General features: G+C 56.8%; 12 protein-coding genes. 3 read left to right on the plus strand and 9 right to left on the minus strand.

The window, feature by feature from the left end; genetic code table 11:
• Positions 1–18: 18 nt before the first annotated feature.
• The 7 genes from ABC336_RS08055 to glgB all read right to left on the minus strand — a co-directional run bounded on the left by ABC336_RS08055 (position 19) and on the right by glgB (position 11,678).
• Positions 19–2,199 (minus strand): response regulator, encoded by a 2,181-nt coding sequence (locus ABC336_RS08055; RefSeq protein WP_413238163.1) that lies wholly within the window; start codon positions 2,197–2,199, stop codon positions 19–21.
• 43 nt (positions 2,200–2,242) lie between these two features.
• The gene (locus tag ABC336_RS08060; RefSeq protein ID WP_413238164.1) at positions 2,243–3,067 is read right to left on the minus strand and encodes a CheR family methyltransferase; all 825 of its coding nucleotides are present in this window, start codon (positions 3,065–3,067) and stop codon (positions 2,243–2,245) included.
• 15 nt (positions 3,068–3,082) lie between these two features.
• Positions 3,083–6,781, minus strand: a complete 3,699-nt coding sequence (locus tag ABC336_RS08065; RefSeq protein WP_413238165.1) for a response regulator — start codon at positions 6,779–6,781, stop codon at positions 3,083–3,085.
• A 112-nt stretch (positions 6,782–6,893) separates the two neighbouring features.
• Positions 6,894–7,220, minus strand: coding sequence for a YflT domain-containing protein (locus tag ABC336_RS08070; protein WP_413238166.1), 327 nt, complete (start codon positions 7,218–7,220; stop codon positions 6,894–6,896).
• A 131-nt stretch (positions 7,221–7,351) separates the two neighbouring features.
• Positions 7,352–8,167, minus strand: coding sequence for a hypothetical protein (locus tag ABC336_RS08075; RefSeq protein ID WP_413238167.1), 816 nt, complete (start codon positions 8,165–8,167; stop codon positions 7,352–7,354).
• A gap of 130 nt (positions 8,168–8,297) precedes the next feature.
• Positions 8,298–9,761, minus strand: a complete 1,464-nt coding sequence (gene glgA / locus ABC336_RS08080) for a glycogen synthase GlgA (RefSeq protein WP_413238168.1) — start codon at positions 9,759–9,761, stop codon at positions 8,298–8,300.
• A gap of 3 nt (positions 9,762–9,764) precedes the next feature.
• Positions 9,765–11,678, minus strand: coding sequence for a 1,4-alpha-glucan branching protein GlgB (glgB, locus tag ABC336_RS08085; RefSeq protein WP_413242466.1), 1,914 nt, complete (start codon positions 11,676–11,678; stop codon positions 9,765–9,767).
• Positions 11,679–11,927: 249 nt separating this feature from the next.
• On the opposite strand from glgB, the gene ABC336_RS08090 reads away from it, so the two are divergent.
• The 3 genes from ABC336_RS08090 to ABC336_RS08100 all read left to right on the plus strand — a co-directional run bounded on the left by ABC336_RS08090 (position 11,928) and on the right by ABC336_RS08100 (position 14,194).
• Positions 11,928–13,130, plus strand: coding sequence for a glucose-1-phosphate adenylyltransferase (locus tag ABC336_RS08090; protein WP_413238169.1), 1,203 nt, complete (start codon positions 11,928–11,930; stop codon positions 13,128–13,130).
• A gap of 220 nt (positions 13,131–13,350) precedes the next feature.
• Positions 13,351–13,563 carry a hypothetical protein gene (locus tag ABC336_RS08095; protein WP_413238170.1) on the plus strand — a complete coding sequence of 71 codons (213 nt, stop codon included), beginning with the start codon at positions 13,351–13,353 and terminating at the stop codon, positions 13,561–13,563.
• Between the two features lie 121 nt (positions 13,564–13,684).
• On the plus strand, positions 13,685–14,194 hold the full coding sequence (locus tag ABC336_RS08100) for a hypothetical protein (RefSeq protein WP_413238171.1): 510 nt from the start codon (positions 13,685–13,687) through the stop codon (positions 14,192–14,194).
• 21 nt (positions 14,195–14,215) lie between these two features.
• Here ABC336_RS08100 and ABC336_RS08105 read toward each other — a convergent pair whose 3' ends face one another.
• A complete protein-coding gene (locus ABC336_RS08105; protein WP_413238172.1) occupies positions 14,216–15,022 on the minus strand; it encodes an ABC transporter ATP-binding protein in 807 nt (268 codons plus the stop codon).
• Positions 15,012–16,001 carry a FecCD family ABC transporter permease gene (locus ABC336_RS08110; protein WP_413238173.1) on the minus strand — a complete coding sequence of 330 codons (990 nt, stop codon included), beginning with the start codon at positions 15,999–16,001 and terminating at the stop codon, positions 15,012–15,014. Before ABC336_RS08110 ends, ABC336_RS08105 begins: the two co-directional genes overlap by 11 nt.
• Positions 16,002–16,016 lie beyond the last annotated feature (15 nt).

The raw sequence follows: 16,016 nt of genomic DNA on the forward strand, positions 1-16,016 counted from the left end.
CGAGCAGCCGCCTCGCTGTCACAGCGGGGCGGTCGGGACGGTCGCATTGTGATCATAGGGATAGTTGTAACGGTACCGATCGACGATCTCCTGCAGCGCCTGCAATCGGATCGGCTTGCTGATGAAATCCTTCATGCCCGAGTCGATGCATTTTTCACGTTCGCCTCGGAGGACATTGGCCGTCATCGCGACGATGACCGGCTGTCTGTCCTGCGGCACGGTGGAGATGATCTCCCGGGTGGCCTGGAAGCCGTCCATGACCGGCATCTGGATATCCATAAGGATCAGGTTATAATCTTCCGAGCTGGCCCGTTCCCAGGCTTCCCGGCCGTTGCTGACCACATCTGCTGTCAGGCCGATCTTCTCCAGCAGCCTCAGCGACAGCTTCTGGTTCACTTCATTGTCGTCGGCCACGAGGATCCGATAATCCTCGGACACCACATCCGCTAGGCCGTCCCGCGAAGATACATCTACAGCAAGTCTGATAGCCGCTTCCTCAGCAGCCACGGCTTCCTCCCGCTCGTCCTCCTCAAGCAAAGCAGCAAAGGAAAACGCGGCTGGCTCATGCTCTTCCTCAGAGAGACTGGGCAGCGACTGTCCTTTGCGAAGCGGCAGCTCGAATAGAAAGGTTGTACCGCCGTTTCCGTCTGCATCATGCCGGGATTGCACCGAGATGCTCCCGCCCATCAGCTCGATGAGATTTTTGCAGATCGCAAGCCCCAGCCCCGTACCGCCATACTTGCGGGACATCGAGGAGTCCAGCTGAGAGAAGGGCTGGAACAGCAGCGGCAGCTTCTCCGGCGGGATTCCGACGCCAGTATCCTGGACCGCGATCTCGATCCTCACATCATCGACGGATTCGGCAGTCAAAGCGGCAGAGACGTGCACACTGCCTTCTTCCGTAAACTTGACTGCGTTGCCGACCAGGTTGATCAGCACCTGCCGCAGCTTAGTTACATCGCCGACCAGCTCGCCCGGAATCTTCGGATCGATGTCCCAAGTGAGATTCAGGCGCTGCGTTTTGGGTGTCACCGTGAACAGATCGAAGGTTTCGGCGATGCAGCATGACAGCTGGAAGGGAACTTCCTCAAGCTCCATCTTGCCTGATTCGATCTTGGAGTAGTCCAGGATATCGTTGATGACCAGCAGCAGCGCGTCGCCGCTCTTATGGATGATGTCTGCATATTCCTGCTGCTCCTCGCTGAGCTCGGTTTCCATGAGCAGGGAGGTCATCCCGAGCACGCCATTCATCGGCGTACGGATCTCATGGCTGACCATCGCCAGGAACTCCGTTTTCGCCCGCGCTGCGATCTCTGCCCGTTCCTTGGCTTCCAACAGCTCGCTTTCGAACTGCTTGCGCTGCGTGATGTCGGCCACCGTACAGGCATAGATCTGCTCATCATCCACCATCGCTTTGCCGATCTGGATCTCGGCATGGAAGAGTGTCCCATCGCTGCGCCGCGGCATAATCTCCATCAGCTTGCCCGGGGTGGCGCCGGTGAGCGGGCTGTTGGCATGGTCATTGTAGTCATAATCCGCAAGATCGGGGATCAGCATCTCGATCGACTGCCCGACTACTTCCTCCTGGCGATAACCGAACATTCCCTCCAGCGCCGGATTGACATCGAGGATCGTACCCTGCTCACCGAAGGTGATCATCGTATCGATCGAGGTCTCGCGGATAACACGGGCCTGGGCCTCCGTCTTGCTGAGCATGTAAGCAGTGCGCATCAGCTCCCGGTTCATCTGCTCCAGCTCGACTGTCTTCTGATGCAGCAGCTCGGTCTGCAGCTGCAGCTTCTTGTTGCTGATGAACATGCGGACGAAATTCTCAATCTTGGTACGCAGGATCTGCGGCACAAAAGGCTTGAGCATGTAGTCGATGGCGCCTACCGAATAACCGGTGTAGAAATGCTCCGACTCCTTGCTCGTCGCGGAGATGAAGATGATCGGGATCTCTTTGGTCTTCTCGCGCGACTTGATCAGCCGCGCCGTCTCGAAGCCATCCATACCCGGCATCTGCACATCCATGACGATAACCGCATAATCGTCTTTGAGCAAGCTGCGGAGAGCCTCTTCCCCGGACAGGCATTTCACCAGATTATACTCACGGTTGCCCAGTACAGCCTCAAGCGCCAGCAGATTATCCGGGTTATCGTCCACCAGCAAAATATTGATTGGAAATTCTTCCGTACCCATGCCGCTCACCTTTCTGTTCTTTGCCTTTAGATAGAGGTTCTCCTTATCCGATTTTGCGGTAGAGTCGACTCTGACTGTCCAATTCCTCATAATCTTCTGCGTGCGAGGTGAAATTGATCGACTCTTTGGTACCCAGATTCAGGATCCCAAACATGCTCAGACTATTGTACAGCAAGCGGTGCACATGATCCTGCAGCTGTTTGTTGAAATAGATCATGACATTGCGGCACAGGATGACGTTGAATTCGTTGAACGAGCCGTCCGTCACAAGGTTATGCTGACCAAACACGATATTCTTTTTCAAAAATGAATGAAAAATGACAGAATCATATCTAGCGGTGTAGTAATTGGAAAATGCTTCGGTCCCCCCGGCGTCCATATAATTGCGGGTATACTGCTGCATCCGCTCCAGTGGAAACACACCTTCACGGGCGATGTTCAACACCTCTGCACTGGCATCGGTCGCATAGATCCGCGCTTTGTCGTACAGCCCGGCCTCATATAGCAGAATCGCCATCGAGTAAACCTCTTCGCCCGTCGAGCAGCCCGCATGCCACACCCGGATAAACGGATACGTACGGAGGATGGGAACGACCTGGGTCCGGAACGTCTGGAACACTTGCGGATCCCGGAACATCTCGGTTACATGGATCGTCATATCGGAGAGCAGCCGATCCAGACAGGAGCGGTCGTGAATGACCCGTTCCGCGAGCCCTGTGATGGTGGTCAGCCGCTCAGCATGAACACGGTGCCAGACTCTTCTCCGGATCGAAGAATAGGCATAATTGCGGAAGTCGTGTCCGTACAGTCTGAATATCGCCTCAAGCAGCATCTCGATCTCGATGCGTTCTCGTTCTTCGGATTCCATCTCATTGTCACCTGCTTATTTATACAACCATACTCTCATCAGAGAGAGCAGCTGCTCGGTATTGACCGGTTTGGCGATATAATCGGAAGCTCCGGCTTCGATACATTTGTCACGGTCGTCCTTCATCGCCTTGGCCGTAATCGCAATGATCGGCAGCTTGTCGAACTTCGGCATGCTGCGGATCTCCCGCATCGCTTCGTAGCCATCCATCTCCGGCATCATGATATCCATCAGCACGAGGTCAAAATCATTATGCTTCTCCAACTGCTGCAGCGCTTCAAGGCCGTTCTCGGCGAATGTGATATTCATCTTGTAGTTCTCCAGCACACTGGAGAGGGCAAAGACATTGCGCACATCATCATCGACGATCAGAATATTGCGGCCTTCAAAGATCGATTCCATATTGTGCAGCTTGCGGAGCATCCGTCGCTTATCCTCGGGCATATCCGCCTCCACCCGGTGCAGGAACAACGTCGTCTCGTCGAGGAGCCGCTCCGGCGACTTGACGTCCTTGACAATGATCGTCCCTGCATACCGCTTCAGCCGCAGCTCTTCTTTCTTGTCCAGCTCGCGTCCCGTATAGACGATTACCGGCAGATCGCCCAGTCCGTCTTCCTGGCGGATGGCATCAAGCAGCTCGAACCCTGAGATATCCGGCAGTCCCAGATCCAGCACCATGCAATCGTAATGGGCGTTCTTCAGCTCTGCAAGTGCTTCGCGTCCAGTGGACACAGCGGTAATAAGCACATCGTCATGACCGATCAGTTCGACGATGCTGTTGCGTTGGGTCGGATCGTCCTCTACGACGAGCAGCCGCTTCAGATTCCGCTCCAGGAACCCTTCAATCTGGGAGAACACCTGCTCCAGATGCTCCTTGCTGGTCGGTTTCTTGAGGTAAGCGATCGCCCCCATGGCGAGCCCGTGCTGGATATCGTCGACAACCGAGATGACGTGAACCGGGATATGCCGCGTCTCTGCGTGATGCTTGAGCTGATTGAGGACCGCCCAGCCGTCCAGCACCGGCAATTGGATATCGAGCAGGATCGCGTCCGGCTTGTAAGTCCGGGCATAGGACAGCCCTTTATCCCCCTGCATCGCGACGATTCCCTTAAAGCCCCGGGAACGCGCGATCTCCAGCAGCACCCGGGCGAAGTGGACATCATCTTCGATGATGAGCACCACCTTGTCGCCATCCTGGATCTGCTCGGCATCATCATCGATCTTGGCGGCAGACTGCCTATTGCTGCTGGAGCTGGCGGCTTCCTTGGCCGGCGCAGCCTCCACGGCCGGATCGCTCAGTGTGTCGGCCAGCGCCGAGGCGGCCAATACGTTGTCATGCAGCTCGCTGCTGCCTTGCTCGGTTGCAACCAAAAACTCTGGCAAATACAAGGTAAACGTACTTCCTTCCCCTTCCTTGCTCTGCAGCGTGATCGTACCGCCCAGCAGGCCGGCGAGCTCCCGGCTGATCGCCAGACCCAGCCCCGTACCGCCGTAGATGCGGCTTGTCGTGCCGTCCACCTGTTGGAAGGCTTCGAAGATCAACTGCTGCTTATCCTCAGGGATGCCGATGCCGGTATCCTTCACTTCAAATGCAATCATCTCGCCATCCGGCAAGTCCGTTTCCTCCGGAGCTGCCTTGCGAATCGTCAACTCGACCGAGCCCTGCTGCGTAAACTTGAAGGCGTTGGACAACAGATTCTTCAGAATCTGCTTGACCCGATGGCTGTCGGTATAGACCTGATCAGGCAGTCCTGGATCCAAGCGTGTCTCGAACTGAAGCCCCTTCTGCAAGCCGACAGGGGTGAAGCTCCGTCTCAGGTACAGGTCCAGCTCGGAGATCGGCAGATGCTCGATCACCACGTCCATCTTGCCCGCGCTGATCTTGGAGAGATCCAGGATCTCATCGATCAGCTTGAGCAGATCATTGCCGGAAGCGAAGATCGTACTGGCAAATTCGAGCTGCTTGGGAGTCAGGTTGCCTTCCTTATTGTCCATCAGCATCTGCGAGAGGATCAGCAAGCTGTTAAGCGGTGTCCGCAGTTCATGCGACATATTGGTGAGGAATTCCGACTTGTACTTGGAGGATAGCGCAAGCTGAACAGTCTGCTTCTCCAGCGCAAGTCTCGTCTTCTCGACCTGCTCGTGCTTCTCCTCGGTCTGCTTCATCTGCAGTTCGAGCAGATGCGTCTTCTGGAGGAGCTCCTCGTTGCTCTGCTCCAGTTCCTCCTGCTGGCTCTGCAGCAGCTCTTCCGACTTTTTGAGCTGGCGCGTCTGGTCCTCGAGCCGCTCATTGGAGCTGCGGAGCTCCTCCTGCTGGCTGAGCAGCTCCTCCGACTGGGCCTGCAGCTCTTCGCTGAGCGTCTGGGACTCACGGAGCAGCTCTTCGACGCGGATCCTTCCGAACAGATTGTTCAGGATGACCCCCATACTCTCCACCGTCTCGTCCAGCAGCTGCTTCTCGACGTCCGTAAATGGCCGTAGCGAAGCAAGCTCCAGTACGCCCAGCAGCTCATCCTGATACTGGATCGGATACAGGACGAGATGCTTGGGATCGGTCTCTCCCGTACCGGACTGTACTTTGATGTAATCCGCAGGCAGATCCTGCAGCTCAATCACCTTGCGAGTCTCCGCACACTGGCCCACGAGTCCTTGACCATAGAGGAAGGTCGTGTGCAGCGCAGCCTCATCCGGGAACGCATAAGTGCCTTGCAACCGCAGCGCTTGCTGGGTACCGTAACCCTCGCGGATATAGAGCGCACCGTAACTGGCTTCCGTCAGCGGTGCGAGCTCCTGGATGAACCCCCGGCTCATCTTGCCCAGGTCGGTCTGGCTTTGAATGGCCATCACGATCTGAGTAAGATGGGTTTTAATCCACGCCCCATCCTCCATCTGCTTATTATAACGCAGCTCGTAGGCGCCCTTCTCCTCCAGATTCTCTGCCAGCGTGTTGAATACCCGCCCGACATCGCCGAACTCGTCATCGGTCAGATGCTCTACCCGGGAGGACGAATCGACGGTGCCTTGGGCAAAACCGCGGATCATCGCCGAGAGGCTTCCAAGCCCGCGTCCGACATTCCTCATGTTCCAAAGCATCGTCACGATGCCGATCAACAGTCCCATCACGGCCACGGCAATCATCACCGATAATGTCCGCTCGTTTGTCCCGATCGAGTGCGTGAAGGCGCTGTCCATCAAACGGCTGTGGTATGTGGCCAGTTCGTTGGTTTTGGCAATCAGATCGTTCTCGTACGCTTCTCCTTGCAGAGCTTGAAGCGCCAGCGCTTCCTCTGCTCTGCCGCCCTGGATCAGGGTCATGAGCTCTTCTGTGTAACGAGAATATTGCATCCTGGCGGCTTCGACCTGAGACAGCAGCTGCAGCTCCATCGCAGACACTTGGACATCGCCATGCTGCACCTTCTCTCCCAGCTCTGCAAACGAGACGTCTGCGATCCGGTAGCTTTCTTCTATAGCGGGCATGGCGCGGTTAACATTGTCTGCGGTCGGAGCATTCAGCAGGCCCGAGATTTCCTTGGCCACTTCATTGATCTGACCTCTGGCCTCGTATGCGAGCTCCATCTTCTGATAGCGGTCGCTGTACATCTCGTTCATCTGCCCGCTTAGTCCTACGATATTATTAATGGCGACGCCAGCCAAGACCAGCAGCAGTGCGATCATAATCGCCGAGCTGACGATCAGTTTCGTTCTAATCTTCATTCTCTATGCCCCTTCGCTTCTTCCGTCTCTTGCAGCTGCACGCAAATAGAAGACAAGCCTTATAAGAAGGCTTGCCTTTCTATTCTGGTCAGCGGTTTTGGGATCCGGGCCCTCAATGAACCGTTGCGATGACAAGGACTTTGCCCCGGTCAAGCTCCGACTCATACTGCTCAGCCTCCGCTTGGGTCATGCCTACGGATTCCATCTTGGCCCGCAGCTCATCGCCTCTGCTCCGGAATAAATTCGCCATGGAGTTGAATACGCCTTCCTCCGACATACTGATCTTATTCGTGTTTGTTGCGTCCTTCAGCGACTCGGTCTGATCGCTGTCGTGAGCAAGCACGTAGATATCCTCCTGACTGTAGCCCCGCGAGTTGAGCTCTCTTACGGCATTAATAGCAGCCATTCCGTTATCGACAACCTGTACATTCGGTCTCATGTTTCTTCTCCTCCATTCATATTGGTATTGATGTGATTATTCATATGCATTGACCAGCATAGCTCTCATTACCACTGACCTAGCGGGATGAAACAGGGGACTGCTGGAATTTTTTGTCCTCCCTTGATTCCTTACACATGGGCTGCCCAATAGACCTGCAGCGTACTCAGATCCGTGCCGTTATCTTCAAAAAACAGCTTGATACATACCCCGTCTTGGATGTAGACCAAGCCATCCTCGGCCGTGAACTCGGGCTCGCCCAAGAGCTCCTGCAGCTGCTCCATATCCAGCGCCGCCGTGACATCGCCGATCCTCACCTGCCCAGCCGACACAGGTACGATCAGATAATCGATATAGTCCTCATACAACCCGACACGAATATCCCGGTACTGATATTCTTCCATCCCCGGAGTCCAGTCGTCCGGCACAATCGCCAGCGGCTCTCCGAACAGACGCGTCACAGCTTCCCTATCGGCACTCAGATCCAGACCATTGATCATCTGATAGTTAAGCGTAGAAGCCTCGTCATCACGGACAGGCTCCGCTGTAGCTGGCGCTTCTTCTGGAGCAGCAGCCGCGGCGTCTTCCGGTGCAGAGCTCTGCGATTCTTCGGGCGCAGCGGCCAGGCTCTCTTCGGGAGCTGCTGATGGTCCTCCGGAATCATCAGCAGACGGGCGGATGGCATCGGTCCCCGGGGACTCGTATCCGCTCGATGCTGCACCTACTGACTGCCGCTGTTGGACGGGCAGCAAACCGACGAGCGGGAGGTGAATATCCATAGTGAATCCGGGTTCGCGTACTGAAGCCTCCTCCAAGGCCGCGGTACCCGAAGGATGATAGGAAGGGGCAGGGGTATAAGATCCGTTCTCCGTTGATGGTCCTTCTGCAGGTGGGGAAATGGTTGACAGGCCAATGATCATCACTGCTGCAAGCTTTAATCTCAGCATGGGAAGTCATCCTTTCCATCGTGCTGTTGCATCGTTTGATTCCCATTATTACCCCTGCGGCTATGGGAATAAACAACACTAGTCAGGCCGGAACAACGCACGATGACCCCGCTGTCGGTTTATTTGGCGTTCAGGATTCGGTTGCAGTAGCTGTAGCGTCAGCGCCGAGGATCTCGCCATACAGTTCCTTGTACGCGGCAGCCGACCGCTCCCAGCTGTAGTCTGCCGCCATCGCCTGCTCCACTAGCTTCTCCCACACGTCTGTCCCGTAGAATGACAGAGCATAACGGATCGTATGCAGCATGTCGTGGGCATTGTAATTGGTAAAGGAGAAGCCGTTGCCGGTTCCCGCATACTCATCATAAGCCTGTACCGTGTCGACCAGGCCGCCGGTCTCTCGGACAATCGGGATGCTGCCGTACCTCAGGGCAAGCAACTGACTAAGGCCGCATGGCTCGAATCGCGACGGCATCAGGAACAGATCGGAGGAAGCGTAGATCTGTCTTGCCAGCCGCTCGTCGAAGCGGACCTGCACCGCAAGCTGCTTGGGGTGATGGTAGGCTTTATCCAACAGGAAGCCTTCATACTTCGGATCACCGCTGCCCAGGATCGCGAACTGTACGTTGTCCACTTCCAGGATCTCCTGCAGCACATGAGCGAGCAGATCCAGGCCCTTCTGGTCGGTGAGCCGCGTCACCATGCCGATCAGCGGGATGCTCTTGTCCTGCTCCAGGCCGAGCACGCGCTGCAGCTCCGCCTTGTTCGCCAGCTTCTTCTCAGGGCTGTCGGCGCTATATTTCAGGAACAGATGAGGATCTGCCGCCGGATTGTACGACTCGTCGTCGATGCCGTTGACAATGCCGCTCAATCTTCCACCCAGCCATCGCAGCGCCCCGTCCAGACCTTCGCCGTAATAGGATGTCCGGATCTCATCCGCGTAGGTCTGGCTGACCGTAGTCACACGGTCCGCGTAGACGATGCCGCCTTTCATGAAGCTGACGCCGCCCTCGTATTCCAGCCGCTCCGGATGAAAGTAGTCATGGTCCAGGCCAAGCAGGTCCCCAAGCACTTCATAGGGAAATACGCCCTGGAACTGCAGGTTGTGAATCGTATACACCGTGCGGATGTTCTGGTAGAACGGATCATGGCGGTAATGCTTGTCCAGGAGCGGCGCCACCATCCCGGTGTGCCAGTCATGGCTATGGATGATATCGGGCTGGAACGCCACATGCGGCAGCGCCTCCAGCATCGCCCGATCCAGGAAGGCGAAGCGCTCGCCATCGTCGTAATGACCGTATGCCGTATCTCTGGCGCCGAAGTAATATTCGCTGTCCAGGAAATAGAACATGACGCCTTCATGCATCAGCTCAAAAATGCCGCAATAGACCTGCCGCCAGCCTACCGGCACTTCGATCGCCTTGACAAAACGCATCGCCGTGCGGTAGTTCTCGGGAATCGTATGATACTTGGGCATGATAACACGGACGTCGACACCGTCCTTCAGCAGCGCCTTGGGCAGCGCCGAGACCACATCCGCCAGCCCTCCCGTCTTCATAAACGGGCTTCCCTCTGCAGCAGCAAACAGCACTTTCATCGCTTAACCCCTCTCCAACGTTTCTTTTTTTGTCTTAGCTGACGCACGTCCGGGCAGCTTCTTGAGCCAGATCACACTCAGCGGCGGCAAGGTTAGCTCGAGACTATATTTGCAGCCGTGCCACGGCAGCTTGTCCGTGCTGTACGGCGTATCGGCTGTCGTCCCTTCGCCCCCGTACGCAGCATCACTTGTATTGAGCAGTTCCCTGTATGCGCCGGCGGACGGCACGCCGATCCTGTAGCCGCGCCGCTCTACCGGAGCAAAGTTGCAGATGACGATCAGATTCTCGCCTCGCCGCTTGCCGCTGCGCATATAGACGATGATATTCTGAATATGGTCCTCATGATCGATCCAACGGAAGCCGGATAGATCGTGGTCCAGCTGCCAGAGCGCCTTCTCCTGGCGGTACAGATGGTTTACCGTGCGGGTGTAGTCCAGCATGCGACGGTGCATCTCATAATCCAACAGCAGCCAATCCAGCTCCGCCTGATCCTTCCACTCGATGAACTGCCCGTATTCGCCGCCCATGAACATCAGCTTCTTGCCGGGAAACGACAACCAGTAGGCGAGCAGGGTTCGCAGTCCCGCAAATTTCTGTTCATAGCTGCCAGGCATCTTGTTCAGCAGCGACTTTTTGCCGTGAACGACTTCATCATGGGACAGCGGCAGCACAAAATTGTCCGAGTAGGCATAAGCGATAGGGAAGGTGAGCAACGACTGTTTGGCGGCGCGGTGGATCGGATCGAGCTCGAAATACGTCAGCGTATCATTCATCCAGCCCATATTCCATTTGTAGTTGAAGCCCAGCCCGCCATGACTGGCAGGCGCCGTCACCATCGGCCAGGCGCTTGACTCCTCCGCCATCATCAGGGCATGGGGAAAAGCTTGGAAGACAACTTCATTGAGCCGCCGAAGAAAAGCAATAGCATCAGGGTCTTCCCTGCCACCCTCATTATTGGGACGCCACTCGGACTTCTCGAAGTCCCGCAGCAGCATGCTGGTCACCGCATCGACCCGCAGCCCGTCGATATGATACATCTCCATCCAGAACAAGGCGTTGGAGATCAGAAAGGATCGCACCTCCGGCTTGCTGTAATCGAAGCCCAGCGTGCCCCAGCCCGGCTTCTCCGCGATCAGCGGGTCCTCATGCTCATATAACGGCTGGCCATCGAACTGCCGCAGGCCGTGCGCATCCTTGGCGAAGTGCGCCGGCACCCAATCCATGATCACGCCGATGCCCCGGCGGTGGCACTCGTCGATCAGATACATCAGATCGTGAGGAGCGCCAAAACGGCTCGTTGCCGCATAGAACCCGGTCACCTGATAGCCCCAGGACAGGTCGTAAGGATGCTCGGCAAGCGGCATCAGCTCGATGTGGGTATACCCCATCCCCTCGACATAATCCAGCAGGGAGGCAGCCAGTTCGCGGTACGTCTGCAGCTCGCCCTCCGCATTGTACTTCCATGTCCCGAGATGGACTTCATAGATGTTGATTGGCTGATCGTAAGGCGCTTTACGCTTCCTCAGCCACGTTTTATCGCGCCAGGCGTAACCTCCGATATCGCGTACGACAGAAGCGGTGTTCGGCCTTAGCTCGCACTCGAAAGCATAGGGATCCGATTTGAGCAGCCTTTCTCCGCTGGCCGCTATCACTTCATATTTATATAGCGTACCCTCGCCGACGTCTTCGATATACGCCGACCAGAGTCCTGACGCGGCAACCCGCTCGAGCGGATGGGCACCGCCCTGCCAGCCGTTCCGGTCCATCGCAACGCCAACCGCCTGCGCGTGCGGCGCCCAGACCGTGAACCGCACCCCTTCGCCGTCCTTCCCGCGGATCAGATGCGCGCCCAGGAAGCGGTAGCTGGCATAATTCGTTCCTTCATGAAACAAAAAGACATCCTCTGAACTCACCATTCCCTGCACGTATTCACCACCATCATTCACTTTAGTTTTTAAAGTTGTTTCATGCATAATTTTAGTTCTCTTACCCGAATGGTTCGATATTGAAGCATCCCAAGGTCCAGTTCACGAATTATTCATTAACTAGTTCGCCGTTGGGCCTGATGAATCCTTTGCGTAAAGGGGGAGGTTTCAAAATCCAACTTAGGCGTTATATATACACTATCATTTTAATTTTTACCAGAAACGGGAGGGACTTTACGTATGATTTCCAATGAATGTGTAGCGATGATTCTGGCCGGTGGAGAAGGGAAACGGCTTGCACCCCTGACGGCAAAGCTCGCCAAGCCCGCAGTCCCTTTCGGAGGCCGGTACCGGATTGTCGACTTTCCCCTGAGCAACTGCAAAAATTCCGGGATTCACTCGATCGGCGTACTTACGCAATATAAAGCCGAATCCCTGCATAGCCATCTGGAAGATGGCGCCAACTGGATGCCGCAAGAGGCGGAGGGCTGCTTCAACCTGTTGCCGCCTGCACCGGAGGACAAGGAAGGATATACGGGAACGGCTGATGCCATCTTCAAGAACATCGCCTATCTCGACGCTTTGAATCCGGAGCATGTGCTTATCCTCTCAGGAGATCATATCTATAATATGGACTACCGCGAACTGCTCGACTTCCACAAAGCACGCGGTGCAGAAGCAACCATCTCCGTCAAGGAGGTGCCTTGGAAGGAAGCCCACAGGTTCGGGATTATGCATGCCGACGAGCAGCAGCGTGTCATCGGCTTCCAGGAGAAGCCTGCGAACCCGGCCAGCAACCTCGCTTCTCTCGGCATCTATATGTTCCGCTGGCAGAGCTTGCGGGCCTATCTGGTCGCAGATGCCGCCAACCCCAGATCCAGCCATGACTTCGGCAAGGATATCATTCCCCGGATGCTGGCCGACCAGATCGAGCTGTATGCCTGCCCGTTCGCGGGGTACTGGCGCGATGTCGGTACAGTCGACAGTCTTTGGGAAGCCCATATGGACCTGCTGGACGGAGAGCTTGCGATCAACACCGCAGCCTGGCCGATGCAGACGAAGGCGCTTCCTGCGAACATCGCATCGTACCGCGATCCATTCGCCACGGTCGAACAATCGGTGGTCCACCACTGCTGCTCCATCGAGGGTGATCTACACCGCTCAGTGCTGTTCCATGGCGTACGGGTCGGCCATGGCAGTCAGATCGCGGACAGCATCATCATGCCCGGTGTCAAGATCGGACGTGATGTGCAGATCACTCGGGCGATTATCGGCGAGGGCTCGATCATCGAGGATGGTGCCGTGATCGGCAGCGAAACGGAAGCGATCACGGTGATCGGCGCCGACGAGCTCATCTTCTCCGCTCCGCGCAAACCCCATCTGCTGCGTCAGTTGTACGGCAGACAAACGGCTGTGGAGACCGCAGCTGCTTCGCAAAGATAACTATAACCCAACGCTTCTATGGCCGAGCGTGCCAGAGGCTTCATCGGGCGCCCCGCGGCAGCAAGTGCTGCCAGAGGGGCGTTTTTGAACTTTGCAGACCACGCCAGATGCTCTCCATTGCCTGAGAGACAATATGATTTTTTTGTAAAAAAACGATTCGTTTGCGAAAAGCCGGGTTAATGTTAATATAGGTTAGTCCTACTTCAAGGAGTTGATCAGCATGAGAAAGCCCCCGCAGCGATATCTCGACGAAGCTCTGCTTATGAGCCGGTCCCTCTTTCCGGATGTTGAGAAACAACGCCATTACCGGGAGCTGCTGATGGAGATGAGTCATGAATATAGACAGCATCTGCATGCGAACCCTAACTCTGAAATCTCCAGAGCCTACCATACCTTATATGAAATGATGACACGCAAGACTGTCAGTGTCTGATGAAACCGCCTGCCCCAAGGGACCGGCGGTTTTTTGTTTGTTGTACGATTTGTGAACCGGGGCTGAAGCTGCCGTGGTATACTATCCTTTGGCAGAAGTTAGCAAGTTCAGAGGAGGGTATATGAGAAGCACACGCAGAAGAAACAAGCGTCCCGCCGCCCCTGCAGTGCTCCTGATCGGTCTGGCGCTTACAGTTCTGGTCTCGATCGGAGTGTTGCCGCAGGATTGGCTGCAGCCCGAGGCGCCTGCTCCGGCTCCCCCCGGGGTGCATGATTATGAACTGTTATTTCCCGGAGAGCGATATCCCGAGACAGCGGCGCATATCGCCGCAGCGATCGAACGCGGGCACTCCCAGACCTGCACGATCGACAGGGACGGCGCCGACCGGAACCGCGATCTGTCGCTGCGCGGGATCCCCACCCGCAAAGGGTTGGACCGCGATGAGTGGCCGATGGCCATGTGCGCCGAAGGCGGCGAAGGCGCAAGCATCGCTTACATAAGTCCCTCTGACAACCGCGGCGCGGGCTCCTGGGTGAGCAACCAGCTCAGCGAGTATCCTGACGGCACGGTCGTCCTGTTCACTATCGACGGATACGACGAGGCAGCAGCCGTCGATTTTGCCGCCGATTGATCCCGTCCGGGGCGGCGCTGTCTATCCGCCCCTCCCCAGATAACCGGAGAGGCCCGGCGTCGTCCCGAGCGGGATCACCACCAGCCCAGCCTCCTCATCCTTCCGCAGCAACGCTCGGACGCCATAGATATCCAGCAACGCCGCTTCCGTGATCACCGCTTCCGGCTCTCCGCTGAGCCTGGCTTCCCCTTCCTTCATGACGATCAGATGGTCGCTGTAGCGCAGCGCCTGATTGATATCGTGCAGCACCATGACGATCGTAATCCGATGATCCCTGTTCAGCTTGCGGATCAGCTCCAGCAGCTCGATCTGATGATACATATCCAGGTAGGTCGTCGGTTCGTCCAGGAACAACAGTTTCGTCTGCTGGGCCAGAGCCATCGCGATCCAGGCGCGCTGTCGTTCGCCGCCGGACAAGGTAGAGAGTCGGTTGCTCCGCTTATCGAGCAGTCGCGTGCTCTCAAGCGCCCAAGTGATGGCCGCCTCGTCTTCCGCCCCCTGCTGCGTCCAGAGACGGCGGTGCGGGAGACGGCCGTATCCGGTCAGCCGCTGCACCGTCAGGTCGGGCGGCGCATCGTTATGCTGATGGACCACGGCCAGCTTCCGTGCCAGTTCTTTGGGCGCATAGGCGGTGACGGCCTTGCCGTCCAGCACTGCCTCGCCCGCGCGCGGCGACAGATTGCGCGCCATGACGCCGAGCAGTGTGGATTTGCCGCTGCCGTTGGGGCCGATGATCGTCGTGATGCGGCCCATCGGGATCTGGCCGCTCACCCCCTTCAGTTGATCGGTGCTGCCGTCGTAGGAATATGTCAGTTCATTAAGCTCCATGGAGACGATCACTCCTTCTGAGCATGAAGATCAGGAACGGGCCGCCGATGATCGTCATCAGGATGGAGGCCGGAATCTCCGTCGGCGCCAGCAGCGACCTCCCCAGCGTATCCGCCACGAGGATGAGCAGCGCGCCGCTAAGCGCGGAGAACGGGATAAGCGTCCGGTGATCGGAGCCGACAATCAAGCGCCCGATATGAGGGACCAGCAGACCGACGAAGGCGATCAGCCCGCCAATGGCGGTGGCGGTAGAGGCTAGCAGCACGGCGATGACGGAGATGAGCAGCCGCGTCTGTGTGACGCGCATACCGAGATTGCCCGCCGTCTTGTCCTGCAGCGCCAGCATGTTGCACCAGGAGCAGACCAGCAGCGAGGCCAGCAGTCCAATCGAGGCATAGATCCCCAAGATCTCGACGTCGGACCACGTCTTCATCGTGAAGATCGAGCTGATCGCCTGATTCACTGAAGTCACAGCATAACTGCCCCGGTAATTGAACGACTGGCCGAGCCCGGTAAACGTCGCATTGATGGCGACACCGACCAGGATGAGACGCATCGGCTGCAGGCCCGAACGCCAGGACAGCGAGTAGACCAGGAAGCAGGCCAGGGCTCCGCCCAGGCATGAAAACAGGGGCATCCAAAAGAACATCGCCGGAAACAGCGTGACCAGCAGCAAGGAGACAAAGCCTGCTCCCGAAGCGATCCCGATCACTCCGGCATCTGCCAGCGGATTGCGCATGACCGCCTGGAGCAGCACGCCGGATACGGCAAGCGCCGCTCCGGACAACATAGAGACGATGATGCGGGGCAGGCGCAGATCCCGGATCACCTCGACTTGTTCATTAGTCCCCGAGATCAGTCCCCGGATCAGCTCGCCCAAGCCGACTTTGATGCTGCCCGTCGTTACGGAGATCAGCACGGCTGCCGCGAGCAGGATGAGGATTACGGCAAATGTGACAGTAATTTTCAATTTGGACATGCAATCGTTCCTTCA

It is taken from the genome of Paenibacillus jepli, from assembly GCF_047238105.1.
Lineage (GTDB): Bacteria > Bacillota > Bacilli > Paenibacillales > Paenibacillaceae > Paenibacillus_D.

Coding starts and splice junctions, on each gene's coding strand:
- ABC336_RS08105 (WP_413238172.1), bottom strand. CDS start 15,022: ATGGAGCTTAATGAACTGACATATTCCTACGACGGCAGCACCGATCAA.
- glgB (WP_413242466.1), bottom strand. CDS start 11,678: ATGGTGAGTTCAGAGGATGTCTTTTTGTTTCATGAAGGAACGAATTAT.
- ABC336_RS08065 (WP_413238165.1), bottom strand. CDS start 6,781: ATGAAGATTAGAACGAAACTGATCGTCAGCTCGGCGATTATGATCGCA.
- glgA (WP_413238168.1), bottom strand. CDS start 9,761: ATGAAAGTGCTGTTTGCTGCTGCAGAGGGAAGCCCGTTTATGAAGACG.
- ABC336_RS08075 (WP_413238167.1), bottom strand. CDS start 8,167: ATGCTGAGATTAAAGCTTGCAGCAGTGATGATCATTGGCCTGTCAACC.
- ABC336_RS08110 (WP_413238173.1), bottom strand. CDS start 16,001: ATGTCCAAATTGAAAATTACTGTCACATTTGCCGTAATCCTCATCCTG.
- ABC336_RS08055 (WP_413238163.1), bottom strand. CDS start 2,199: ATGGGTACGGAAGAATTTCCAATCAATATTTTGCTGGTGGACGATAAC.
- ABC336_RS08060 (WP_413238164.1), bottom strand. CDS start 3,067: ATGGAATCCGAAGAACGAGAACGCATCGAGATCGAGATGCTGCTTGAG.
- ABC336_RS08070 (WP_413238166.1), bottom strand. CDS start 7,220: ATGAGACCGAATGTACAGGTTGTCGATAACGGAATGGCTGCTATTAAT.
- ABC336_RS08090 (WP_413238169.1), top strand. CDS start 11,928: ATGATTTCCAATGAATGTGTAGCGATGATTCTGGCCGGTGGAGAAGGG.
- ABC336_RS08100 (WP_413238171.1), top strand. CDS start 13,685: ATGAGAAGCACACGCAGAAGAAACAAGCGTCCCGCCGCCCCTGCAGTG.
- ABC336_RS08095 (WP_413238170.1), top strand. CDS start 13,351: ATGAGAAAGCCCCCGCAGCGATATCTCGACGAAGCTCTGCTTATGAGC.